The sequence below is a fragment of the Paenibacillus sp. FSL L8-0435 genome, assembly GCF_037965655.1.
Taxonomy (GTDB): domain Bacteria; phylum Bacillota; class Bacilli; order Paenibacillales; family Paenibacillaceae; genus Paenibacillus.
In genome coordinates, this window is sequence record NZ_CP150185.1 from 563,448 (window position 1) to 586,493 (window position 23,046).

Sequence of the window (23,046 nt, forward strand, 5' to 3'; positions counted from 1 at the left end):
AAACACGCTTCACGTAAGCTTTCTCTCACTATTACACAGGAAGTAGATGAATTCAAGCAGAAAGGGGCACAATTCATGGATCATGTGAATATTGAACACACACCACCCGCAGCGGTGGAGTATCTTGCCTTGCGGCAGATTGCCGGCCTTAGTGCAATGAGCAGGGAAGGGGCGGAGATTGGATTACCGAATAGCCTGTTTGCCGTATGTCTGCGTGAAGAGGATATGCTGATAGGCATGGGGCGAGTGATTGGAGATGGAGGTTGTTTCTTTCAGGTCGTCGATATTGCTGTACACCCGGATGTTCAGGGAATGGGGTATGGAAGACTGATCATGAGCGAGATTATGAATTATCTGCGTGAAGCAGTACCTGCCCGTGGTCTGGTCAGTCTGCTGGCGGATGTTCCGGCTGATCGCCTGTATGCTCAATTTGGATTTGAATACACCAGCCCAAAATCGGAGGGTATGTGGTGGAGGCAGGGAGAAGAAGGATCGACTACCTAGCGGAACGAAAACTGAAATTTTAAGATAAGAATAGACTTAGGTCGTATGAAATTATCTTAGTATAGCCGCATTTAGCGGCTTTTTTCATGATTCGTGTTGAGTGCTGGCGGAGAGAGGGGATACTTAAGAGTGTCAGTGTTTCTTCCGCTAGTTGAAGTAAAGATTATTTTTCTACATATAAGCTGTAAGAGATAGGTTTACAAGTTGTTCACATCCGGTTTAAGATGGCGTGAGCCGTTTAAGGTATATAACAATAGGATTAAGTATTAAAATAACGGTAAGTTGATGAGATGATATCTACAGAAAAGAGGGAATTCATATGAAAGTAACCATTTTTGGAGCAACCGGAGCGATTGGCAAGACGATACTGTGGGAGCTGATGGATCGTGGGCATGAAGTGACAGCGGTGGTGCGTGATCCGTCGAAGATTGAGATGGTTCATGAGCGTTTGCGTGTAGAACAGGGAGATCTGCTTAACCCGGATCAGGTGGCAGATTTTGCAGCGGGTCAAGAAGTGGTTGTGAGTGCGTATGGACCGAAGTTTGGAGAAGAAGAAGAAATGCTGGAAGTCACACGCTCATTAATTGAAGGTGTGCGCCGTGCAAAAGCAGGACGGCTGGTTGTGGTTGGTGGAGCAGGAAGCTTGCTGACTGATTCCAGTGATATGCTGATGGATACGCCGGGATTCCCGGAGGAAGTCAAACCACTGGCAAAAGCACATGCAGAAGCCTATGACCTGATTGAAGCATCAGGTATTCACTGGACCTACATGAGCCCTGCTGCGACAATCACAACAGGACGTCGGACAGGCCAATTCCGGGTTGGCATGAACCGTGTGATTACGGATGATATCGGGGAAAGCTCGATTTCGGTTGGTGATTTTGCAGCGGCTTTGGTGGATGAACTGGACGATCCGCAATTTATCCAAGCTCGGTTTACGGTAGGTTATTAAGCGTAGACAGGCTTTGGAATGGATGATTTAATCTGAAGGTCTCGTACACGGGATTAATAGAGCTTCCAATGATGCATGGAGCGCATCATGGTAACTATATGAGGTTAAGGGAAAGATAGAGATACAAATATAGGATGCAGCGTTTAGTGTGAAGTTGTTGCTTTTAGGTATGAGATGAGCTTGTCACGGGGAGGGATGAACGTTGTTTATCGTAACCGCTGAACAGATGAGAGCTGTGGACGAGCATACCATTCATCAGCTCGGTATTCCGGCAGCAAGTCTGATGGAGAATGCAGGACGAGCCATTGCTGAGGAAGTGATCAAGCTGTGCCGGGAAGGGCAGGCAGAAGGCAGGCTTGCGGATTCAGTAAGGCTTGGCTATAACAGCAAGACAGATGCGAGGCGGGCACACACCGGGCCCGGTGATCGGCAAGGGTATGGTGGCGACATCATCGCCGATCCGGCGCTGGTGATGGAGCGCCCGGGAGATCAGCAGTGGTACATGCTGATCGGCAAGGGCAATAATGGCGGCGATGGGCTGGTGGCCGCGCGCCATTTGGTTGAAGCAGGGCTTGGCGTGACATTGGTCTATGCCGATGCCCCTGATGCACTGCGGGGCGAAGCCGCAATGCAACGGGATGCCGCCGCGAAGCTTGGCATCCCTGCTCTTGTCCACGGGCGCGAAGCCGTGGACTTCAGCCGGTGCACAGGCATCGTGGATGCGCTGTTGGGCACCGGCTCGAAGGGAGCGCCGCGGGGAGCTTACGCGGCGCTGATCGAGGCGGCGAACGACAGCGGCAAGCCGGTCGTGTCCGCCGATGTGCCAAGCGGGCTGGACGCCGACACCGGAGAGGTGTACGAGCCCTGCATTCAAGCCCGGGTGACCGTATGCCTCGCGCTGCTTAAGCGTGGGCTGGTGCAGTACCCGGGTGCTTCTGCCGCGGGGCGCATCGTGGTGAGCGCCATCGGCATTCCCGCGCGGCTTGCGCCAGAGCATGGCCCCTCGGTCCGTCTGCTGACGGACGAGGTGCTGCGCGGTGCGCTGCGCGTGGATACAGGCCGTCTCCGGGCACCGGACGGCCACAAGGGCACCTACGGCCACGTGTTGCTGGCCGCAGGAAGATTGCCGATGAGCGGCGCTGGCCTGCTCTCGGCCAAAGCCGCGCTGCGCGCAGGCTGCGGGCTCGCCACATGGGCGCTGCCCGCGGCACTGCTGCCGCATGTCATCGGCACCGTACCCGAGCTCATGCTCGCTGCCGCCGCCGATGGCGACAGCGGCGAATGGAACGCGGCTTCCGCCGACGCCGTGCTGCGTCTCGCGGAGAGCCGCGACGTGCTCGCGACCGGCCCCGGCCTTGGCCGCTTCCAGGGCGACACAGAATGGCTGCGCCGTCTGTGGCAACATACGGATCGTCCGCTGATCATCGACGCGGACGCCCTCAACATGCTGGCAGACGCTGGCCCAGAGGGGCCTCGCGACTGGGGCCAGCGAAGTGCGGCGACAATCCTGACGCCGCACCCTGGCGAGATGGGCCGACTGCTGGGCATGTCGACCCAGGAAGTGCAGCGTGACCGCATTGGACACGCTGCAAAATACGCCCGCGAGCAGGGCGTGACCCTTGTGCTCAAGGGAGCACGAACGGTCATCGCAACGCCAACCGGCGAGGCGTACATCAACACCACCGGGCACGCCGGCATGGCAACTGGCGGTGCCGGAGACGTATTGACCGGCATCATCGCCGGTCTGCTTGCCCAAGGGCTCAGCGCGGAGCAAGCCGCCGCGTTCGGCGTATATCTCCACGGACAGGCCGCCGAACGCGCAGCCCTGCTGCGCGGTGACCCGTCGTCTCTACTGGCCGGAGACATCATCGACGCACTGTGAGGATGGGGCAGGTGTGGGACAAGCTCGTCAGTGCTCTAACGAATCTTACACACCTTATGCCACGGTATACATGGAGGAGCAAAAGCTAACGAACCTTATCCACGTTATTTCTGTGTATTTCAGAGAATATACCTGTAAAACCAGGCTGAATTAGGGAATAGAATGCCTGAGATTCGTTAGTTTTTAGAATCTGCAATGAGTGGCCCAATAAGGTTTGCTCAGTTTGTTAAACGTTTGGATCTGAAACGCTGATACCTTGTTATCAACTTTCGTGTCTGCTTACCGTCTTGCGCGTGCCATGGGAACGATGATTAGATGAAACAGCGATTAGCTATTGAAAAGGGGAGCCCTGTCATGATCCATGACGGAGACTCCCCTTTATTTGTTTTTATGTTTGTATGTTCACGCTACCTGATCCTGGCTTGCTTATAACCTGCCCATAACTTGCCTATAATCTGCATCTAACCTGCATCTAAACGACATCCGAACTACGCCCGGTCCGAATTCTCCCGACATCTTGATTACAACCGGAATCGCAGCAGCTCCTGATGCATCTCTGCGCTGATATCACGCAATGACTTCACCTTGATACTTGCATCAGCGAAGGAACGTTGTTGTTCCGACGTGGAGGCGGTAATCTCTTCACTGCTGGCAGCTGACTGCTGGGTGATGGCACTGATATTTTCGATGGCCTGTTGCACCTGTGTACTGAGTTCATTGGAGTGTTGCATGTCCTCAGCAAGCTGATGGATGCCGGTACTAATCCGCTCCACACTTCCACGAATGGCGGAGAAGGATTCACGAGTCTGGCTTGTGGCTTGTTCCTGTTCGCCGAATAGCTGCATGCTCTGTGCTACAGAGTTCTTCACCTTGTCCATGGAGGTTGTGATTTCGCCCACAGCCGCATAGATATGTTTGACCGATTGCGCAGATTGTTCGGCGAGTTTGTTCACCTCGCCGGCAACAACAGCGAAGCCACGTCCGGCTTCTCCAGCGCGAGCAGCCTCTATGGAGGCATTTAACGAGAGCATGGTCGTTTGTTTGGCAATCTCCGATACATATGCCGTCATCGTAGTGATTCGAACCGCGCTTTCTTCCAGTTCCCGCACCGTTTGTTCCACCTCGGACATCGCCATGCGATTCACTTCGGCCAGGCGGAGTTGCTCTGCTACAGCCTTATTACCTTCCTCAACGGTAGTTAATACTTCACGACCATCGATCACCGATTGGGAAGTGGCCTCCAGATTGCTATTGAAAGTAGACTGCATTTTGTCCACAACCATCACCGTTTCACTCAGATCCTCGGCAATCTTTTGACTGCCAATCGAGAGTTCCTCCGTGGTGCGGGATACTTGCTGTACGATCGCTTGGGCTGTATCATTACCGCGGTCAATATCTTGTGCCATCAGATCGACCCGCTGACCCGCTTCACCAATCGACTGAATAATGCCACGAATATTATGAGTCATGATACCGAAGGAGCGACTCAGGTCATCGAGTTCATCTTTGCCCCGAGCTTCCGGTAATTGTCCGGTCAGGTCACCGTCCGCAATTTGTCCAGCGGCGTCTTTGAGTGTACGAATACGTTTGGCGATCTGACGTGAAGTATACATATTAAACAGCATTACGGCGACGAGCAATACGATGGCTCCTGCCAGAGCGGCTTGCCACGTTTGCTGAATGTCATGTTCCAAATCAACCGTATATTGATCATAACGATCCCGAGTCATCTCATCTAACGAATAGATATCATTCTGTATGCCCCGAACCCGAGTGCTGTAACGTTTTGCTTCCGCACTGTTCATCTTGCTCATCGCTTCTGTGGCTCCCTGGTTGAGAGCTTCTAATTTTGTCTCGATGGACTGAATAAGTTGTAACTGCTGATCTGTTTCGAGCAATCCGTCCGTAAGCTCCTGAATCATCGTTTGGCCTTCATCCAGCAAGCGAAGTACGGCGTCCTGGTTTCCTGCTGTCATGGAGAATGAGTAGACATCCAGCGCCTGCTGGGTCTGAATCTGATTGGCATTCAGTTCACTCACCTTGAGCATGGCGGGTACCAGATTTTGATTTTTGGCATTCATGCCGAGCAATTGCATGATGATATAAGCCACTAGCACAAGGCATAGAAGCAGTGAAATTAGAGCATTAAATATCAGTTTTCCCTGTAGTTTCATGAGCGTACCTCCTCGTATCCGATGGGTTATTGATCAAGCTTAATTTTGATTTGACCGGAAGAGATCTTTGCCTTCAGATCTTCGAAGGTTTGCTGTTGTTCATCACTGAGCGTGATATTATGTAGAGCAGTCAGACCCACGGCGTTCTCCGCCAGCCCCTCCACGATTTCCTTTTGAGGGAAGGTATGATTGTTTTGAACAAACGTGTTAACGGCATTATAGATAGAGACATCCACATTTTTCAGCATGGACGTAAGAATGGCTTTTTCCGCCAAAAAGAATTGATCGGTATCTACACCGATGGCGTATTTCCCTAATTTCTGAATCTCCGTCAGTGCGCCTACGCCTGTGAGACCGGCAGCAACGTAGATCACGTCAGCGCCCTTCTCCTGAATCATCTGTGCAGCCAGTTGTTCACCGAGATCAGCATCACCGAAGTCCCCTGCGTAGACGGCATCAACGGTTGCATCCGGCTTGACAGCCAGAACACCTTGTTTAAAACCCTGCTCGAAATTACGAAGGACAGGTATCTCCATTCCACCAATGAAGCCAACATGATCTTCCGTTGAAGCCATAGCAGCAATAACGCCTGCCAGATAACTTCCTTCTTCCGCCCGGAATGAAATGGAGGCGATGTTAGGCAGTTCGGACTGACTGTCAATCATGAGGAACTGCTGGTCAGGATATTTGGCTGCAACTTTCTCCATATCCGCTTGGACAACATCACTCAGGCCGATAACCAGATCAAATTTGGCTTCCGCAAACTCTTCAAATGCAACTTCGGCATTCTCGCCTGGTTCACGATAGTCAAAGACAATGCTTTTCTCATTTCTGGCCTGAACCAGTCCATCAAAAGCAGCATCATTAAAAGAACGGTCACCCAGACCCACTTCCGTAAGCACGATTCCAACCTTCGTTCTTGTGTCTGTTGCCGTTGTTGTATTATTGGCCGAACATGCCCCCAGGATCAGTACCGTCAGGATCAACATTAGGGTGAGACCTAGACCTGCGCGTCTGTTCTTGTTTGTTTTCATATGTGGTACCCTCATTTCTGTAGTCGCATTTTTCTGTTTTGCATGGTTTCTTAGTTTCAGGGAATAACGTGTACATGATGACACGTATGGTGAGGATTTCCCTTTATCTATATCGGTCAGAAAGGCACTGTGATTTATGATATGTAGTGAAAATTTACGAAAAAATAAATATTTTTCATGAATTACACATTATTTTTACATTTCTCTGGTAAAAAGGGTACATAAATATCTACAGTATGTTGTTTACTGATGTTAGAAGTCGAAAAAAAGGCACAAGAGAGATGACGTGAATCATCTCTCTTGTGCCATAGAATAGCACCCTATACGGATGATAAGGTGATCATCCTATTATAAAATTACGTGAGTTTTACCAAGCCGCAATCGAGCCGTCCGCTCGGGTTTCCGTCCCCCCGCATAATACGCCATTGTCCGGGTTGCGCCAGATGATCTGACCACGTCCAAACTGGGATGGATCGAGTGCCACTTGAATATCATGTCCCTTGCGGGCGAGTGCCTGTGCAATGTGCTGTGGGAAACCCGGTTCCACGAGAATTGTTTTGCCCTTCGTCCACTGCCAGCGCGGAGAATCCAAGGCGGCCTGTGGGTTCAGATGATAATCGATCGTATTCATGACCACCTGCACATGACCTTGCGGCTGCATGAAACCACCCATGACACCGAATGGCCCAACCGCTTCGCTGCCACGGGTGAGGAACCCCGGAATAATCGTGTGATACGTTCGTTTGCCCGGCTCCAGTGCATTTGCATGATTCGGGTCCAGTGAGAAGTTGTGTCCACGATTCTGCAATGCAATGCCTGTCCCCGGAACAACGAGTCCAGACCCGAAGCCCATATAGTTACTCTGGATAAAGGAAACCATATTGCCTTCACCATCGGCCGTAGCCAGATAGACGGTTCCACTTGCGCGTGGATCACCTGCCTCAGGTGCGCGTGCGGTATCACCAATGAGTTTGCGCCGTTCTTCTGTGTATGCCTCGGACAGCAGTTCCTCCACGGTCACACCCATTTTGCGTTCTTCGGTAATATATTTCTCCCCATCGGCAAACGCCAGCTTCATGGCTTCAAGTTGCTGATGATACGCCAGAACGGATTCTTTCTCGTCAAAATCATATCCCTTCAGCAGATTAAGCGCCGCGAGAGCAATCAGTCCTTGTCCATTCGGCGGAATCTCCCATACATCGTAACCACGATAGGAGACGGAGATGGGATCAACCCACTCCGGCTGAAAAGCCTTCAGATCTTCGCGAGTCAGATAACCACCGTGCTCTGCCATAAAGGAATGAATGCGCTCTGCCAGTTCTCCTTCGTAAAAGTCTCGCGCTTCGCTCTCGCCAATCTGGCGCAAAGTCGCCGCATGATCCGGCGAGCGCCACATCTCTCCAGCTGCGGGAACACGCCCGCCTGGAGCAAATGTCTCAAACCACGCACGGCCTGCCTCCGCATCACCCTGGCGTGCATAGATCTCGGCTGCCCTTGCCCAATGGCGGGCCAGCCCAGGCGCAAGCGGATAACCTTCCTCCGCATAGCGGATGGCCGGTTCCAGCGCTTCCGCCAGCGTGAGCCGCCCAAAACGGCGGCTCAACTCAGCCCAACCCGCCGGTGCGCCAGGCACCGTCACCGGAACAACCCCAAGCTTCGGCATCTCCGTATAGCCTGCCGCTTGAAGCGCCTCAATGGATATGCCCTGAGGCGCAGGGCCGCTGGCATTCAGGCCATGCAGTTTGCCCTCGGTCCAGACGAGGGCAAAAGCATCGCCTCCAATGCCATTAGACGTGGGCTCCAACACCGTGAGTGCTGCAGCAGTTGCAATGGCGGCATCAATGGCATTGCCGCCTTTTTTCAATACATCCAGACCAGCTTGTGCAGCCAGTGGCTGAGACGTGGCGACCATGCCTTGTTTCGCATACACAGGCACGCGGTAAGAGGGGTACGGTTGGTAGAGTGGATCGAAGTTCATCAGGTTGTTCAGCTCCTTGTCGCAAGATGTCAGGCTCCGGCATAACCGGATCATACTCCTAACCCTCTTCGCAACGGGATAACCGATATCCTGCCACAACTGCCAAATCCAACCTGACATCAGCCTATGTCGTTACCATATCGCCGCCATTCACATGAATGCATTCACCTGTGACGTAGGATGAATCGCGGGAAGCGAGATAAACGTAGGCTGCCGCCAGTTCGTAAGGCTGACCAGCCCGACCCATAGGCGTATCTGTTCCAAATACCTGTACATCCTCAGCGGAGAAACTGGCAGGGATGAGTGGTGTCCAGATGGGTCCCGGGGCGACGGAATTCACACGGATTCCCTGTGCAGCGAGCGATTGGGCGAGTACACGAGTCAGCGATACGACGGCTCCTTTGGTAGAAGAGTAGTCGATCAGTTGGGTATTGCCTTTATATGCCGTAATGGAAGCCGTATTGATGATGGAGGCACCTCTGCACAGATGGGGGAGAGCGGCCTGAATCAGAAAGAAATAAGCGAACACATTGGTCTGAAAGGTGTGATACAGCTGTTCTTCTGTAATATCAACGATGCTTGGCTGCACATACTGTACGCCATGATTGTTGACCAGAATATCGATCTTCCCGTAGGTTTCCATGGTTGTGCGAATGACGGCTTCACAGTTTTTCTTTAAGCGGAGATCAATCTCGATTAAGAGACAGCGCTGTCCGATTTCTTCGATCCGTTCACGAGTCCTTTCGGCATCTGTCCGTTCATATAGATAAGCAATGACGATATCCGCACCTTCCTTGGCAAAAGCGATGGCGGCCGCCCGGCCGATTCCACTGTCACCACCCGTAATAATGGCAACTTTACCTTGGAGTTTACAGCTGCCGATATAGGCAGGATCTTCACTAATTGGTTCAGGCACCATCAGGGTTTCCAGACCGGGTTGCTGGTCCTGATGCTGGGGTGGAAATGCCAGTTTTTGCTCCTTGCATACCGTTTTCTCACCATAAAAAGGATAGACAGGATTCATTCGCTTTACATCCTCCTCGAACGTTCATTGATACGGATAACCTATGCATTCGCCCAGAAGAAGGTGCGGGAGGAAGCAGCAGAACGGTTGTTTTTATTGCACAGAATATACCATAATAAGGATAGATCCTTAAATCGATGGAGGTGTCAGGAGCCACATGAATATTCAAGGAATTAATCATTTGTGCTTTTCCGTATCCAATCTGGAGCGGGCCATTACCTTTTATGAGCAGGCTCTCGGTGCCCGAATTCAGGTGAAAGGACGCAAACTGGCTTATTTTGAGCTTGCCGGTGTGTGGATTGCCCTGAATCAGGAGGATGTTATTCGCAACTATACGGAACGAACCTATACCCATATTGCATTTACCGTTACAGAAGAGGAGTTCGACGCGTCTGTGCAGCAGCTGCGAGCAGCGGGTGCTGACATTCTTCCCGGAAGGCCAAGAGATCCGCGGGATGCATTATCTGTATATTTCACCGATCCGGATGGTCATCTGTTCGAACTGCATACAGGTACGATGAAGCAAAGGCTGGATTATTATCGCGAAGACAAGGCTCATATGACCTTTTATCCGTGAGTTCATGTACAAATTGATAAAATCTGGAATTATAACTCACATATCTATTGTTTAAACATTGGCATTACCTATAATATGGACAAAAGGTACCTTAATTTACCAATGTTAAATTCGTTGGTTCAATTCCAAGGAGGTTTGTCATGATTCAGTTCCCTAAACCGGATGTCGAGCAATATTTTCAGACGTACCGTATTTCGCACTTTGCCGTATCGGCAGACGAGAAACGTTTGTTCATGGACAGCAACCTGAACGGTCAGCCGAATATTTGGGCGATGGATTTGCCTGGAGGATACCCGTATCCTTTAACGTACTTGAATCAGAGCAGTCAATTTATCAAAGCAGACCCGCAAGGACGTCATCTGCTTACCGCGTTTGATCGGGATGGAGATGAGAACTATCATCTGTATGCACTTCCGCCCGAGGGTGGTGTCCCACTGCCTGTGGTTCCGGCAGAACCTAATGATCGCTGTTATTTCGCTGATTTGTCCGAGGATGGACAACGTCTCTATTATGTCACCAACGCGGGTAATCCGAATTATCTGAATTCACGCCGCATCGATCTGGAGACAGGAGAAGATGAACTGTTATACAGTGGAGAAGAGGTTACGAGCAGCCTGGTGGCTGTAAGTCCTGACGAGAAGAGTTATGTCATTTTAAAAATGTACTCCAATACGTATCAGACGGCGCATTTGCATCGTAACAATGAAGAAATGGAGATTCTGCCAGCTTCAGAACGTCATAGTCAGGTATCCGATCTGATTTTTGCAGATGATAATCGTCTTCTGTTCATTACCAATGATGACTCCGCATACGCTTATGTGGCTGAGTACCGTATTGATACCCGCGAATTCCGTTTATTGTGCCGAATCGAAGGGGAAGATGTGGAGTTTATTCGCTGGCATCAGGCTTCCGAGACCTTATATTTCTGGACACTTACAGGGCCGGAGAATCGTATGTACGTATTGGGCAAAAATGCCGATGAGCCTCGGCGCATAGAGATGCCGCTGGATACGATAGAGCAGGTGAACGTTACGAAGGCTGGTAATGTGTATATCCTCGGACGTGGAGCGATCCAACCGCATAACATTTATCGCAAAATCGCAGGTGATGAGTCCTGGGAGCCGCTGACTGCCAATCGGGTAACCGGACTGGACCCAAGTGATCTCGTGTACCCTGACGTTATTCGGTATAACTCCTACGACGGACTGGAGATCGAAGCTCTCTTGTTCAAAGCAAAACCAGAGCAGGCCAATGGCTACACCGTATTTTGGCCGCATGGTGGGCCGCAGGCATCGGAAGCGAAGTTTTTCCGGCCGATGTTCCAGATGATGCTCGCTCAGGGCTATCATATTTTTGCACCGAACTTCCGTGGCAGTACCGGATATGGTGCAGAATTCGTCAAATTGGTTGAGCGGGATTGGGGCGAAGGCCCGAGGCTGGACTGTGTTGCCGGGATCAACTGGCTGTTTAATCAGGGAATTACCTCGCCTGAACGGTTGTTTGTGGTGGGTGGTAGTTACGGTGGATACATGGCCCTGCTACTAGCAGGGCGTCATCCGGAGCTGTTCCGGGCTGCGGTTGATATTTTTGGGCCGAGCAATCTGTTCACATTCCTGGAATCCGTACCGGAAGACTGGAAGCCGATGATGGATAACTGGCTTGGTGATCCGATCCGTGACCGCGAACGCCTAACGAGAGATTCACCGATTACGTATCTGGATCAGATGGTGAACCCGATGCTGGTTATTCAAGGGGCTAATGATCCAAGAGTCGTGAAGGCCGAATCCGATCAGATCGTGGCTGCGCTTCAGTCGAAGGGACTGGATGTGGAATACATCGTTCTGGATGATGAGGGCCACGGCTTCTCCAGAAAGACCAACGAGATTCTCGTGTATCGCCGGATGCTGGAGTTTTTGCAGAAACATCAGGAGTCACCTGTCGCACAGGCTTAAGTTGAGCGGGGTTCCATCGTTAATTGAATATATCGTGGTATGACGAAAACCGTCAGAGATCATCCTTGATCTTTGGCGGTTTTATGCGTGCGCCCGGATGTTGGGCGACATATATGGAACGATACATACGTAAGTTTGGAAGGCCGCTATCCATTGAGCACCCTGTACAAATCTACTCATCCAGTAATGCAAGAATCGAATCGATGGACTGCTCCGCCCACTGTGCAAAAGGCAGGTCGGATGCCCACGGCACTTGTCCAGTCGCTTTGGCTTCCCCCCACCATAAGATACGTTGATAGAGCAGATGCATGCTGAGACGTGTGCGGAAGTGTTGGCATTTCTCTTCATCTGCTGCACAGACCAGATCCCGGTAGCAGCGAAGGAACTGTGCGGCCAGTTCTGGTTGACCCTCACGAACATACCTGGTGGATATTTTGGTTAGGTCGGCTGTGCCATCTCCGAAGTAGGCGGTTGTAAAATCGAACAAACCACTAATCTGCCACCCTGAAGAACGGTCATTCGGATTTTGAATCAAAATATTCTCGACCTTGAAGTCTCCCATGACAAAACATGGAACAGCTTTGGACCGAAATGCCGGTTCAGCATTTTTGAATTGCTCGTCCACCCACTGAACATCTTCATCCGTAATCACCGAGTACTGTTCAGCATCATGTAACCAGTGACGAATGGTCCCGTACAACCAGTCCAGATAATCGCCTGCAAAGGAAACAATCTGCTGCGCTACAGGATCATATTCCCCGGCATCGGGCACCTTCCAGCGGTGCAGTTCAGCCAAAGTATGGGCAAACATACAGGCGATCTCTTCCTGATCTTGCTGTGACAGTGAAGCCTGGAATGCTGGATCATACAGGTGATTCCCGGGCAGGCGCGGCATTATGGCATAACTCCAGCCTAGCAGATGGGTATCTTCATGTAATAAATATGGATCAGGGACAGGAATGGACGTATGTTTTGCCAGTTGTTCTACAAAGAACTTTTCTTCCTGCAACTGTCCTGCATATAAAGGATTGCCTTTCAGAATATACTCTCCACGGGAAGAGCGAATGAGCAGTGTCTGACCCATAACACCTTTATCTGTTCGTCGATAATCTTCAAGGGTTCCCAGATCAAGCTCATTCAGCGCATCCTGCAATGGAATTGCGGCCACTTCGCCAAGTTGATTGGAACCAAAATATATACGGGTTGTCATATGGCCGGACCCTCCTGGATATTAGTCCTCATTCTCTTCGTCAGACAGGTCATACGTATCCTCATCGACCAATCCACGGATGAAAGCTTCAAAATTCGGCGCAAGATATGTAATCTCATAATCATTTTCCTGATCTACATGAACGACACAAGGTTCACCTTCAGGGCCGCAGAAGCGATAATCCAGCATAACGACATCATGACCAGCGGATGGACAATCACAGATCACAATCCCCAGGTCGGGGTATCCCCAATCCTCGATCATGAACCGACTTCCCAGCTCACCAGCGAGTGCGTATGTTTTATCGTGTCCGATTCCCATAATGCTTGAAATGGCAATGTGATCCTCAGCCCAGGAAGTCGCTTCTTGGGTGGGAAATACAGTGAGCGCAGGGATACCGCCGTTTTGCGTATTCATCAGTTGAATATAGGAGGCAGGGAGCTTGTAACCCAATTCGTGTTCAATCGAAACAATCGTGGCTTCGTCAAAGGGAGCCGACACATGGTTGTCCCGTGCATAATCACTCTGTTTCCAGAATGTCCCTGGGTCGTAGGTTCCTGAAGCAGCACGAAGATGGTTCAACGTGCCACGCTGCTCCCATTCTGTTACTTGTTCTTCATGGCGTTGTCGATCCCGCCGCATCTTCTCAGCGAAAGGTCGAATCTGACTTAGAAATTCAAGGGTTGATTCATCATGTGGCTGAAGTTCGTTAGCTCTCTCAAAAGCCAGTAGTGCCTGTTCATAACTCGCTATATGACAGTATGCATAACCCAAGCGGTATTGCCAGAGCGGGTCGTTTACTCCTTGCTCCTCGACAGACAACAGTTGTTGAATGGCTTTGTGACAACGTGCATCATTATTATAGGCTCTGGCGAGTTGACCAATCAGATCATAATCCCGCTCTGAGACGGGGATACGTTCAATATGTTCAATAATGAGACTGAATTGGTCCTGCTCATGCCACAAATTAATTTGTTCCAGCAGTTCTTTTTCCATGAATAGGCCTCACTTCCGTAGGAGGGGTATGAATCTCTTTCATTATATAATAAGTGCGTGTTGGTTGGAGAATGTATAAATCAAGATCTTCGTAGCATACTGTTTAAGTATACTTTAAGTTGTGTTTAACTTTGTTTAAGTGATATGTTGAAAGTTAAACTTTACTATCCTATACTAGGAGTGTGAGGTGAGATGGATATGGGAATTACAAGAGTTGAAAAGAATATATTTAGTCAGAACACAGATGAGATTGCTTCTGAGTTAGTTCAGAGCTTGAGCAATACGGATAATAGCATTTTACTGTTCAAAGTGCTGGCACTTGCAGTCAAGAATAATACTGAATTTGTTCGTAGCCTGGATGAATCTATCTTTGAAGATGCTGATATCTTTAGAGAAAAGTATGTTACTCTTCTCAAACATGCGTTAAGTCAAGCAGTGAATGTACCGACAGGAATTACAGACAGTGGTGTTCCTTCTATTGAAGCTGTACGTTCTTATACTCCTAAAGAATTATCTGTATTTTTTGGAGTGAGTATTACGACGATTTTTAACTGGATTGATCAAGGCCGTTTTATGGGGATTCAAAGAGCCGGGTCCAACAAACATAATCTCATCCCAGACGATACTACATATGTGTATGGATCAGGTAAAAGAACGACGATTAAAGAGATTGTGACTATGTGGAAAAAGGAAGAGGCAGGACGCCAATCCACAATAGAAGTCAGTGACCTGGATTACCACACGGGGCAAATTGCCTTATACGAAGATAAATACAAAGGGGAATTCGAACGGACACTCGGAACTAAATTGAATTTAACACCTGAAGAAGAAACCGATGCACAAGTTTGGAAACACCATTTGGGGAGGCAGCATCTTGGCTTTAAAGATACCGAAAAGTAATTTTCGTTTTATTGAGAATGATTTTTCAGATATTATTATGGAGATTCGAGATGGTGACCAGGGTCTTCCAAGCAGCACTAGAACTATTCGTAAAACAATTGTCTTTAATGATTTATCGAAGGATGTACTGTGTAGAGGAGATAGATCGAAACGGGGGATTCATCGAGTTATATTGGTATGATTGGTATGATGATCAAAAGGAGTTGGTTATGAAATTCCATGCTCACTATCATCCTGATGAAACACCCGCTAATATCACGATGTATGACCCGTTTCATATTCATACGGCAAATGAAAGAAGATTGAATAATGAAAAATTTCAAGAATTATATACGATTCTTGAATTTACTAGATTAAGAAATATCTCTATTAAATTATAATAGTTCAACGCTGATATAATGTTTGTACATACGAATTAAACAACACTCCCTGAACTTAGGCATGATAGCCACAGTTCAGGGAGTGTTGTTTTTATTTATAGTCTATTCTTTATTACAAATCGTCAAATCCGTTATCGTCGCCAACTTTACCGTAGTTACGGGATTTAGCTTCGAAGAAGTCGGTTTTGGTTGCATTCAATGCTTCATCGGAGAATGGTTTGATCCAAGGCATGCAGTTTACATCCACACCTTCATATGCTTTTTCCATCCCCATCAGACGCAGACGTTTGTTGGCGATGTACTTGATGTAATCTTCCAACTCGTTCAGGTCAATACCGCGCACGTTGCTGAGTGTGTAATGTGCCCAGTTGGTTTCAAGTTCAACAGCACGATGGATTGTTTTGTATACATAGTCCATGTTCTCAGGTGTGTTCAGTTCAGGGAAGTCTACCAGCAACTGTTTGTACACTTCAGCGAAGAAGTAACAGTGTTGGTTTTCATCCCGCTGGATATACGAGATCATCTGGCTGGTTGCCATCATTTTCTGGTCACGGGCCAGATTGTAGAAGAAGGCAAACGTACTATAGAAGAAGATACCTTCGAGTACCAGATCGGCTACCATAGCCTGGAAGAACGTCTGTGGAGACGGCTCATCCCGGAATGTTTGGTAGATGTCTGCGATGAAACGGTTACGGTCAAGCAGAACTGGATCATTTTTCCAGTATTCAAAAATTTCCTTTTGCTCCCGATCAGATACGATCGAAGACAGGACGTAGGAATACGATTGGTTATGAACGACTTCCTGTTGTCCGATAATGGCCGAGATCGCTTCGAGTGAAGAATCGGTAAAGTAACGTTTTACGTCACCAACAAACATCGTCTGCATGGAATCAAGTACCGCGAGCAGAGAGATGTTGATTTTAAACGTACGTTGCTCTTCCTCGTCCAGTTGAGCAAACTGGGAAGCATCTTTGGACATTGGAATCTCGTCTGCGATCCAGTGATTGAGCAGCAATACTTTGTATAATTTGTACATATGAGGCATGCGAATGTCGTTCCAGTTCAGGATACCGGAGCATTCACCTTCAATAATACGTGTTGATTGGTTAGGGGCTTCGGTGTTGAAAATTTTCTGTACTTGCATTGTTCCGTTCACTCCTTGAATGAATTTACACTGTATAACTACGATGACAGAACAACCTTCCGATCGCTGTTATCCCCTGATTTTTTTGGTTCCCTCTTTCAAAGGGAAAAATCCGGTGATAAAGGCGAGCGCTCCGCTTCTTCAGCTTCTTTCTGTCCTCTTCGTTATCGTGTAATCATTAATTCTTTTATATATTAGGGTTGTATAATGTGGCATCTATATCAACATCTTGCGATGCTGTGATCGTGTTTTAGGCAAAAAAGAACCAGGGCAACGCCATTTTGCAATCAAAACAGGATGCCCTGGTAGTCACCTCGAATCTAGTATATCTTCTCTATCATGGATAAAGCGTAAATTGCGCAAAAATCAAGATTCTTCAATTGTTAATGCCCGGCTACGAACATAATAAGTTGATTTCATGCCGGCTCTCCAGGCGTGCAGATGCAATTCCAGGAATTCTGTTGCTTTAATATCTGGTCGAACGTAGAAGTTGAAACTTTGTCCCTGATCGACGTGGCGCTGACGGGCAGCCGCCATATTAATGGAAGCATGTTGATCCACCTGGAACGCCGTTTGGTAATAAGGACTTGTTTTTTCGGACAGATCCGGAGCTGGATTGGCAATTTTGTAAGTTGTTTTCTCTTCATAAGATAACAGCTCATAGAGCGGATCAATACTAGCCGTTGAACCAGCAATAATGGACGTGGAACCGTTAGGTGCAATGGCGAACAACCAGGCATTACGTACACCGTTTTGTCGTACTTCGGCTTGCAGTTCTTTCCACTGTTCGGTTGTCACGAATTCGCCTACGCGCTCACCTGATGTGTACTCGCGTTGGTCGAAGTAATGACCACTTTCCCAATCGGAACCTTTGAATTTCGGATAATGTCCTTTTTCCTTGGACAGCTCCATACTGGATTTCACGAGCAGGTAGTTAATTTTTTCATACAGATTATCGTTATACGTTACAGCTTCTTCAGACTCCCAATGAATGCCTTCGAGAGCAAGCAGGTGATGTAGTCCGAATGTTCCCAGACCGACTGCACGATATTGGCTGTTGGTATATTGGGCTTGCAACACTTCAATGTTGTTAATGTCGATAACATTGTCTAGCATGCGCACCTGAATCGGAACGAGACGCTCCAATACATTATGAGGTATAGCACGTGCCAGATGGATGGAGTTCAGGTTGCAGACAACAAAGTCGCCAGGCACTTTGGAAATCACGATGCGAGTTTGTCCATCCTTGGTTACGAGTTCTTCCTTTTCAATTACAGTAGCAGACTGGTTCTGCATAATTTCGGTACACAGGTTGGAGGAGTATACCATACCGTGTGCACGGTTAGGATTCGAGCGGTTAACCGTATCCCGGTAGAACATGTATGGCGTACCTGTCTCCAGTTGGGATTTCAGTACTCGCTTCATGATGTCAATCGCCTGTACTGTAATCCGGGACAGCAGTGGGTGATTCACTGCTTCTTCGTATTTATCACGGAACGCACCTGCACCAAAGGACTCATCATAGAAATCTTCCAGTCCGAGTGCACGACCATTCTCGTCCTTCCAGCCCATCACTTTCTTTGTTTCGTGTGGACAGAACAAGCTCCATTCGCCGCGGCTGGATACCCGTTCCATGAACAAGTCAGGCAGACAGATGCCGTGGAATACGTCATGCGCACGCATACGCTCGTCACCGTTGTTCAGCTTCAGATCGAGGAAGGCCAGAATGTCTTTGTGGAAGACGTCCAGATATACAGCAATGGCACCTTTACGCGTACCGAGCTGGTCTACGCTGACCGCTGTATTGTTCAGTTGGCGAATCCAAGGGATTACACCGGAACTTGTATTTTGGTGACCACGGATATCCGAACCACGAGCTCTGACTTTGCCGAGGTAAACGCCGATGCCGCCACCCATTTTGCTCAGACGAGCTACATCCGTGTTGGAATCAAAGATACCTTCGAGTGAGTCGTCCACCGTATCAATGAAGCAGCTGGAAAGTTGACCGGCTACTTTTTTACCTGCATTGGACATCGTAGGAGTAGCTGCGGTCATGTACATGTTGCTCATTGCCCAGTATGCTTCCTTGACGAGATCCATACGTTTCTCGGCAGGCTCTTGGTGCATTAGGAACATGGCGATAACCATATAACGCTCTTGCGGCAATTCCATTACTTTTCCATCAAAATCGTGTGCGAGGTAACGTTCTGCCAGTGTGAGCAAGCCGATGTAATCGAAAAGCAGATCGTTGCGGTAGTCAATGCACTCAGCAAGTTCATCGATCTGTTCTTTGGTGTAACATTCCAGCAATTCTTCGCGGTAGATACCTTTTTTCACGAGATCTACAAGAAGAGGATGGAATGCGCCATAAGGCTCGTCCGGGTAAGACTTGTATCTGCGGTTGGTAGCCGCTTTTTTGTAAAGGGAAGTGAGCAGGGAGCGCGCCGCTGCAAATTTCCAATTAGGCTCCTCTTTGGTTACCAGTTCCAGTGCGCTCATGATAAAAGCGTTGCTGATTTCGTCTCCGGTAACTTCATCACGGCGGAGCTTGCTGTTTACCCCACGTACCAGACGTTCCTTGTCCAGCATTTCCAGTCCTTCCAGAGTACGGTCGGCATATACCGAGATGCGCATATCATCAAAGGCAAGCTGGCGGTTGTTCGGCTTGGTCACAACTTGTGGCATGAATATTCCTCGCTTTCGCATGTTTAAGAGATAAATTGGAGAAATTCTTTATATAAAGAATTGAGTGTTGTCTTACGGTGAGAGTAAGGTAAAGGTTGCTTTTGGCAGACTGAAACGGCGGTGACAAGTTCATGTCTTAAATCGCTCAACTTGAGGAGCACAAAACAGCACAATGCAGAACATACTCATATAAAAAGCATTCTCCCCGCCTCGCGGCTGAAAATGCCCATGGATGCTCTGGCTTCCTTACTGTCTTAGAGGTTCAGAATATCGACAGAAAAGGGTGCTTATGTAAGCTTTTGTCTATTGCAGATGTGTCTGTAGTTTGAGGATACCGGATGCAGTCCAAACAGCCCCGTTAACCTCCATGTCAACTCTGTTTCGAGAAAGCGATTTACACCTACAGGGACGTGCCTTTGGAGGTGATTTCATCCTGTTTTTCGCGAGAATGCAGAAGGTGACTAATAGAAGCGGAGAAATCTAGTGTTACTACATTTTGTAGCTGTCAACATACTGTAACCCAACATATTGTGTTTGTAAAGTGGGCAGAACCAGTAAAACGTAATTCCGAGTATACCATTTAAGCCAGGAATCCGCAAAGGAAAAGGACTGGAAGATTTGAAGATTTATCAAAAAAAAATTTTGAACAATTTGAATGACGTCTTCACGTCAGTTTGAATTGTAACGCATTCAACTGGTAGAATAAAAATAGTCAAAAATCGACTAAAATTAGCGGCAGCGGTTGTTCACGGGGCCCTTAGGAGGCGGAGCAAAATGGCAATAGCAGAAGTGACTGTAATTCCAATTGGAACGGGTACAACCAGTCTAAGCAGTTATGTGGCGGATATGCAAAAGGTATTGGAACATCAACGGGGCATTACATATCAGTTAACTTCCATGAGCACCATTATTGAGGGACCGCTTAACGAGATCTTTACAGCAATTGCGGCTCTACATGAAGCGCCGTTTTTGTCAGGAGCTCAGCGTGTTTCCACATCCGTCAAAATTGACGACCGTCGTGATAAACCGGACGCCTCAAGTATACAGAAGTTACAATCGGTTCAGGATAAACTGACATCACATCAGGCAAGCCCCAATTAATAACTAATCATTGTTCTAGAAGAGAAGCAAATTCTTCATATATCAGAAATGGAACTATCGATATTTTTACGACAAAGAAAAATAAAACAATCCTCGTTGAAATTCTCTCACCGAGGATTGTTTTGTTTTATTAGACTATTGGATCAAACCAGCTTTTTTTAGATCTCCACGATTCAGAACTAGGGAACCCTGTAATTTTTTGTAACGGATTGTTTTACCTGAGGGATCCGCGACAACTTTTTCCTCGTTTTCCTTAAGACCATTGGCGTTGACACTAAGGATGGTTTTTAGATTTTTTGAGACGTTGTAAACATCCGCCGAATCTCCTTTTAGAGCAACTTTATATCCATTAGATGCGGATAGATCAATCAGGCTAATCCAATCGGCTTGTGATTGACTCTTCGCAGAAAACTCAATGGAACGGGACGCACTGGTGTAATTAACTTCATAGCCAAGGATCTTGGCAACTTCACGAAGTTGTAAATACGTATTGCCCTTATAAAGCAATTGATCTGACGTAACAGTTTTGGACTGACCGTTAACAATAACTTTAAAGTTTGCCAAAGTTGCTTGAACTTTTTGTGAGGTAGCAGCCACAGCCATTGAAGAAGAACCAACCAACATCCCTATAGATAAAGCAACAAAAACCTTTTTCATTTTCATCTTGATCATCAACTCCTATGTAAATGTATTATACCTGAGAATAATACCCTAATTAGGAAGCGTTGACACGGGCGGAAACTATTATTTTTTTGCTTCTTACGACTCATAATTTTGCTGAACCACTGATAATTTGAACAATTAGTATGGAATTATAATAAGGATGAATTAATTCAGTCTAAAATCACCAATTTTGAATATGAATAGGGGCTAGGCAATAATAGTGAAGACACACATAACGAGATCTTTTACAGCAATTGCGGCTCTGCATGAAGCGCCGTTTTTGTCAGGAGCTCAGCGTGTTTCCACATCCGTCAAAATTGACGACCGTCGTGATAAACCGGATGCCTCAAGTATACAGAAGTTACAATCGGTTCAGGATAAACTGACATCACCTCAGGCACATCCGAATTAATGGTTTAGTGTAAACATCCGTATATTCGGTTATTCGGTATGTTATAAGTCATTAATTAAAGGTTAGATTGTGTCTGTCTGTGTAGTTAACGTGAATTTCTGACATCTATAAACCGAAAGAAATAAAAAGACCAGCTTAATGGTATTATCCCCTTTAAGTAGACACTTGAAAAAGCCTTCATGTTATCATGAGGGTTCAAGTGACACTTGGAGGGGATATTTTTATGGCAAAAAAAGGACAAACATTTCAGACGTATACCGAAGAATTTAAATTGAATGCGGTTAGATCCTATGTCGAAGGGTCTTCAAGTTATAAAGTGGTAGCTGAACGCGAAGGAATTCGAAACTGTTCACAACTGAAGGTGTGGGTGAAAAAGTGGAAAAACGGGGAAGCGTTCGATGAGCGAAAAAACAATGTTCCGAATCCAATGAAAGGACGTCCCCGTACTGCCTTTAGCAGTGTAGAAGAAGAACGTGACTACCTTCAAGCACAGGTGGATTATTTAAAAAAGCGGTATCCAAATCTAGTAAAGGAGAAGCGCTGAGCCAACGGGAGAACTACGATATCATAGACGAATTGCGCTGCTCGCATAGCATTACACGCCTATTATCGATTACAGGAATACCCCGTTCCAGTTATTACAAATGGCGAGCAACACAGCCGCAGCGAGACGCAAGACAAGACCGTGATCGTGAGATCAAAGAACACATGATGGCTATTCATTTTGCAAACCGAGAGTTTGGTTATCCTCGCATGACAACGGCGCTCTGGGAGGCTGGTCTGAACGTTAATCACAAGAAAGTATGGCGAATCATGCGGGAACTATCGATCCAATCGGTCATTCGTAAGAAGCGGAAGAAGTCCAGCTATACGCCATCTGTGATTTATCCGAATCGCCTTAAGCGTAAATTTCATGCCACAGCCCCCCAGCAAAAAATGGTGACGGATATTACTTATATTTCGGATGGAAACACATTCGTTTATCTGTCTGTCATTCAAGACTTGTTCAACAACGAAATTGTAGCTTGGCAATTATCTAAACGGAACGATGTTCAGCTCGTATTGGATACGGTGGAACAATGGACACAAAAAAGAGACGTTTCGGAAGCCGTGCTCCATTCGGATCAAGGCTTCCAATACACGTCTCAGGCGTACAACACACGATTAGAAGCATTCGGCGTGAAGGGCAGCCACTCTCGCAAAGCAACCTGCCTGGATAACGCATGCATCGAATCCTTCTTTTCGCATCTCAAGACAGAGAAGCTGTACCTTAACCAGTGTAATTCAGAAGCAGAGATTCGACAAGCCGTGGAAGATTACATGTACCATTACAACTACCGACGATTTCAAGCCAAACTCAAACAGCGCGCACCGATTGAATATCGATGCGCGCTGGCAGCATAGCTTTTTTCATCTGTCTACTTGACAGGGGTATGACCATTAAGCTGGTCTTTTTGTGTACTCATTTAACATTTTAA

At 47.8% G+C, this 23,046-nt stretch carries 17 protein-coding genes and 2 pseudogenes; 10 read left to right on the plus strand and 9 right to left on the minus strand.

What is annotated here, in order from left to right; all coding sequences use genetic code 11:
• Nucleotides 1-75: 75 nt before the first annotated feature.
• From NST33_RS02685 to NST33_RS02695, 3 genes are all read left to right on the plus strand, one after another.
• Entirely contained in the window at nucleotides 76-504 is a 429-nt protein-coding gene (locus NST33_RS02685) for a GNAT family N-acetyltransferase (RefSeq protein ID WP_221823708.1), read from the plus strand.
• A 319-nt stretch (nucleotides 505-823) separates the two neighbouring features.
• Nucleotides 824-1,456: an NAD(P)H-binding protein gene (locus NST33_RS02690; RefSeq protein ID WP_221823706.1), complete on the plus strand. Its 633-nt coding sequence runs from the start codon at nucleotides 824-826 to the stop codon at nucleotides 1,454-1,456.
• A gap of 202 nt (nucleotides 1,457-1,658) precedes the next feature.
• A complete protein-coding gene (locus NST33_RS02695; protein ID WP_221823705.1) occupies nucleotides 1,659-3,338 on the plus strand; it encodes an NAD(P)H-hydrate dehydratase in 1,680 nt (559 codons plus the stop codon).
• Nucleotides 3,339-3,859: 521 nt separating this feature from the next.
• Here the strand turns inward: NST33_RS02695 and NST33_RS02700 are convergent.
• From NST33_RS02700 to NST33_RS02715, 4 genes are all read right to left on the minus strand, one after another.
• On the minus strand, nucleotides 3,860-5,512 hold the full coding sequence (locus tag NST33_RS02700) for a methyl-accepting chemotaxis protein (RefSeq protein ID WP_221823703.1): 1,653 nt from the start codon (nucleotides 5,510-5,512) through the stop codon (nucleotides 3,860-3,862).
• 26 nt (nucleotides 5,513-5,538) lie between these two features.
• Entirely contained in the window at nucleotides 5,539-6,546 is a 1,008-nt protein-coding gene (locus NST33_RS02705; protein ID WP_221823701.1) for a BMP family ABC transporter substrate-binding protein, read from the minus strand.
• A gap of 367 nt (nucleotides 6,547-6,913) precedes the next feature.
• Nucleotides 6,914-8,524, minus strand: a complete 1,611-nt coding sequence (locus tag NST33_RS02710; RefSeq protein ID WP_221823755.1) for a gamma-glutamyltransferase family protein — start codon at nucleotides 8,522-8,524, stop codon at nucleotides 6,914-6,916.
• A 124-nt stretch (nucleotides 8,525-8,648) separates the two neighbouring features.
• Nucleotides 8,649-9,548, minus strand: a complete 900-nt coding sequence (locus NST33_RS02715) for a glucose 1-dehydrogenase (protein WP_221823700.1) — start codon at nucleotides 9,546-9,548, stop codon at nucleotides 8,649-8,651.
• A gap of 157 nt (nucleotides 9,549-9,705) precedes the next feature.
• Between NST33_RS02715 and fosB the strand changes: the two genes are divergently transcribed.
• Together fosB and NST33_RS02725 are read left to right on the plus strand one after the other, a co-directional pair.
• Nucleotides 9,706-10,125 (plus strand): metallothiol transferase FosB, encoded by a 420-nt coding sequence (fosB, locus tag NST33_RS02720; RefSeq protein WP_221823698.1) that lies wholly within the window; start codon nucleotides 9,706-9,708, stop codon nucleotides 10,123-10,125.
• A gap of 140 nt (nucleotides 10,126-10,265) precedes the next feature.
• Nucleotides 10,266-12,077 carry a S9 family peptidase gene (locus NST33_RS02725; protein WP_339306648.1) on the plus strand — a complete coding sequence of 604 codons (1,812 nt, stop codon included), beginning with the start codon at nucleotides 10,266-10,268 and terminating at the stop codon, nucleotides 12,075-12,077.
• A 172-nt stretch (nucleotides 12,078-12,249) separates the two neighbouring features.
• Here NST33_RS02725 and NST33_RS02730 read toward each other — a convergent pair whose 3' ends face one another.
• A complete protein-coding gene (locus tag NST33_RS02730; protein ID WP_339306650.1) occupies nucleotides 12,250-13,287 on the minus strand; it encodes an aminoglycoside phosphotransferase family protein in 1,038 nt (345 codons plus the stop codon).
• Nucleotides 13,288-13,308: 21 nt separating this feature from the next.
• Nucleotides 13,309-14,283: an SMI1/KNR4 family protein gene (locus NST33_RS02735; protein WP_221823692.1), complete on the minus strand. Its 975-nt coding sequence runs from the start codon at nucleotides 14,281-14,283 to the stop codon at nucleotides 13,309-13,311.
• Nucleotides 14,284-14,475: 192 nt separating this feature from the next.
• Here NST33_RS02735 and NST33_RS02740 point away from each other — a divergent pair, with 192 nt between their 5' ends.
• A complete protein-coding gene (locus NST33_RS02740) occupies nucleotides 14,476-15,183 on the plus strand; it encodes a helix-turn-helix domain-containing protein (RefSeq protein ID WP_221823690.1) in 708 nt (235 codons plus the stop codon).
• Nucleotides 15,184-15,233: 50 nt separating this feature from the next.
• On the plus strand, nucleotides 15,234-15,563 hold the full coding sequence (locus NST33_RS02745; protein ID WP_339306653.1) for a DUF6516 family protein: 330 nt from the start codon (nucleotides 15,234-15,236) through the stop codon (nucleotides 15,561-15,563).
• Nucleotides 15,564-15,675: 112 nt separating this feature from the next.
• On the opposite strand, the gene NST33_RS02750 is transcribed toward NST33_RS02745, so the two are convergent.
• Entirely contained in the window at nucleotides 15,676-16,707 is a 1,032-nt protein-coding gene (locus tag NST33_RS02750) for a ribonucleotide-diphosphate reductase subunit beta (RefSeq protein ID WP_145325587.1), read from the minus strand.
• 366 nt (nucleotides 16,708-17,073) lie between these two features.
• Nucleotides 17,074-19,392 (minus strand): ribonucleoside-diphosphate reductase subunit alpha, encoded by a 2,319-nt coding sequence (locus NST33_RS02755; RefSeq protein ID WP_221823685.1) that lies wholly within the window; start codon nucleotides 19,390-19,392, stop codon nucleotides 17,074-17,076.
• A gap of 774 nt (nucleotides 19,393-20,166) precedes the next feature.
• On the opposite strand from NST33_RS02755, the gene NST33_RS02760 reads away from it, so the two are divergent.
• Nucleotides 20,167-20,493 carry an MTH1187 family thiamine-binding protein gene (locus tag NST33_RS02760; RefSeq protein WP_221823684.1) on the plus strand — a complete coding sequence of 109 codons (327 nt, stop codon included), beginning with the start codon at nucleotides 20,167-20,169 and terminating at the stop codon, nucleotides 20,491-20,493.
• Nucleotides 20,494-20,628: 135 nt separating this feature from the next.
• Here the strand turns inward: NST33_RS02760 and NST33_RS02765 are convergent, their stop codons facing one another.
• Complete coding sequence (locus tag NST33_RS02765; protein WP_221823682.1) at nucleotides 20,629-21,156, minus strand: stalk domain-containing protein; 528 nt, start codon at nucleotides 21,154-21,156, stop codon at nucleotides 20,629-20,631.
• Nucleotides 21,157-21,400: 244 nt separating this feature from the next.
• Here NST33_RS02765 and NST33_RS02770 point away from each other — a divergent pair.
• Together NST33_RS02770 and NST33_RS02775 are read left to right on the plus strand one after the other, a co-directional pair.
• A pseudogene (locus tag NST33_RS02770) lies at nucleotides 21,401-21,568 on the plus strand (thiamine-binding protein); the annotation flags it as partial.
• 223 nt (nucleotides 21,569-21,791) lie between these two features.
• Nucleotides 21,792-22,972 (plus strand): annotated as a pseudogene (locus tag NST33_RS02775) (IS3 family transposase).
• The last annotated feature ends 74 nt before the right edge of the window (nucleotides 22,973-23,046 follow it).

Excerpts from the sequence above, each read along its gene's own strand:
- NST33_RS02685 (WP_221823708.1), top strand. The coding sequence starts at position 76 with ATGGATCATGTGAATATTGAACACACACCACCCGCAGCGGTGGAGTAT.
- NST33_RS02690 (WP_221823706.1), top strand. The coding sequence starts at position 824 with ATGAAAGTAACCATTTTTGGAGCAACCGGAGCGATTGGCAAGACGATA.
- NST33_RS02700 (WP_221823703.1), bottom strand. The coding sequence starts at position 5,512 with ATGAAACTACAGGGAAAACTGATATTTAATGCTCTAATTTCACTGCTT.
- NST33_RS02705 (WP_221823701.1), bottom strand. The coding sequence starts at position 6,546 with ATGAAAACAAACAAGAACAGACGCGCAGGTCTAGGTCTCACCCTAATG.
- NST33_RS02710 (WP_221823755.1), bottom strand. The coding sequence starts at position 8,524 with ATGAACTTCGATCCACTCTACCAACCGTACCCCTCTTACCGCGTGCCT.
- NST33_RS02715 (WP_221823700.1), bottom strand. The coding sequence starts at position 9,548 with ATGAATCCTGTCTATCCTTTTTATGGTGAGAAAACGGTATGCAAGGAG.
- fosB (WP_221823698.1), top strand. The coding sequence starts at position 9,706 with ATGAATATTCAAGGAATTAATCATTTGTGCTTTTCCGTATCCAATCTG.
- NST33_RS02725 (WP_339306648.1), top strand. The coding sequence starts at position 10,266 with ATGATTCAGTTCCCTAAACCGGATGTCGAGCAATATTTTCAGACGTAC.
- NST33_RS02730 (WP_339306650.1), bottom strand. The coding sequence starts at position 13,287 with ATGACAACCCGTATATATTTTGGTTCCAATCAACTTGGCGAAGTGGCC.
- NST33_RS02735 (WP_221823692.1), bottom strand. The coding sequence starts at position 14,283 with ATGGAAAAAGAACTGCTGGAACAAATTAATTTGTGGCATGAGCAGGAC.
- NST33_RS02740 (WP_221823690.1), top strand. The coding sequence starts at position 14,476 with ATGGATATGGGAATTACAAGAGTTGAAAAGAATATATTTAGTCAGAAC.
- NST33_RS02745 (WP_339306653.1), top strand. The coding sequence starts at position 15,234 with ATGGTGACCAGGGTCTTCCAAGCAGCACTAGAACTATTCGTAAAACAA.
- NST33_RS02750 (WP_145325587.1), bottom strand. The coding sequence starts at position 16,707 with ATGCAAGTACAGAAAATTTTCAACACCGAAGCCCCTAACCAATCAACA.
- NST33_RS02755 (WP_221823685.1), bottom strand. The coding sequence starts at position 19,392 with ATGCCACAAGTTGTGACCAAGCCGAACAACCGCCAGCTTGCCTTTGAT.
- NST33_RS02760 (WP_221823684.1), top strand. The coding sequence starts at position 20,167 with ATGGCAATAGCAGAAGTGACTGTAATTCCAATTGGAACGGGTACAACC.
- NST33_RS02765 (WP_221823682.1), bottom strand. The coding sequence starts at position 21,156 with ATGAAAATGAAAAAGGTTTTTGTTGCTTTATCTATAGGGATGTTGGTT.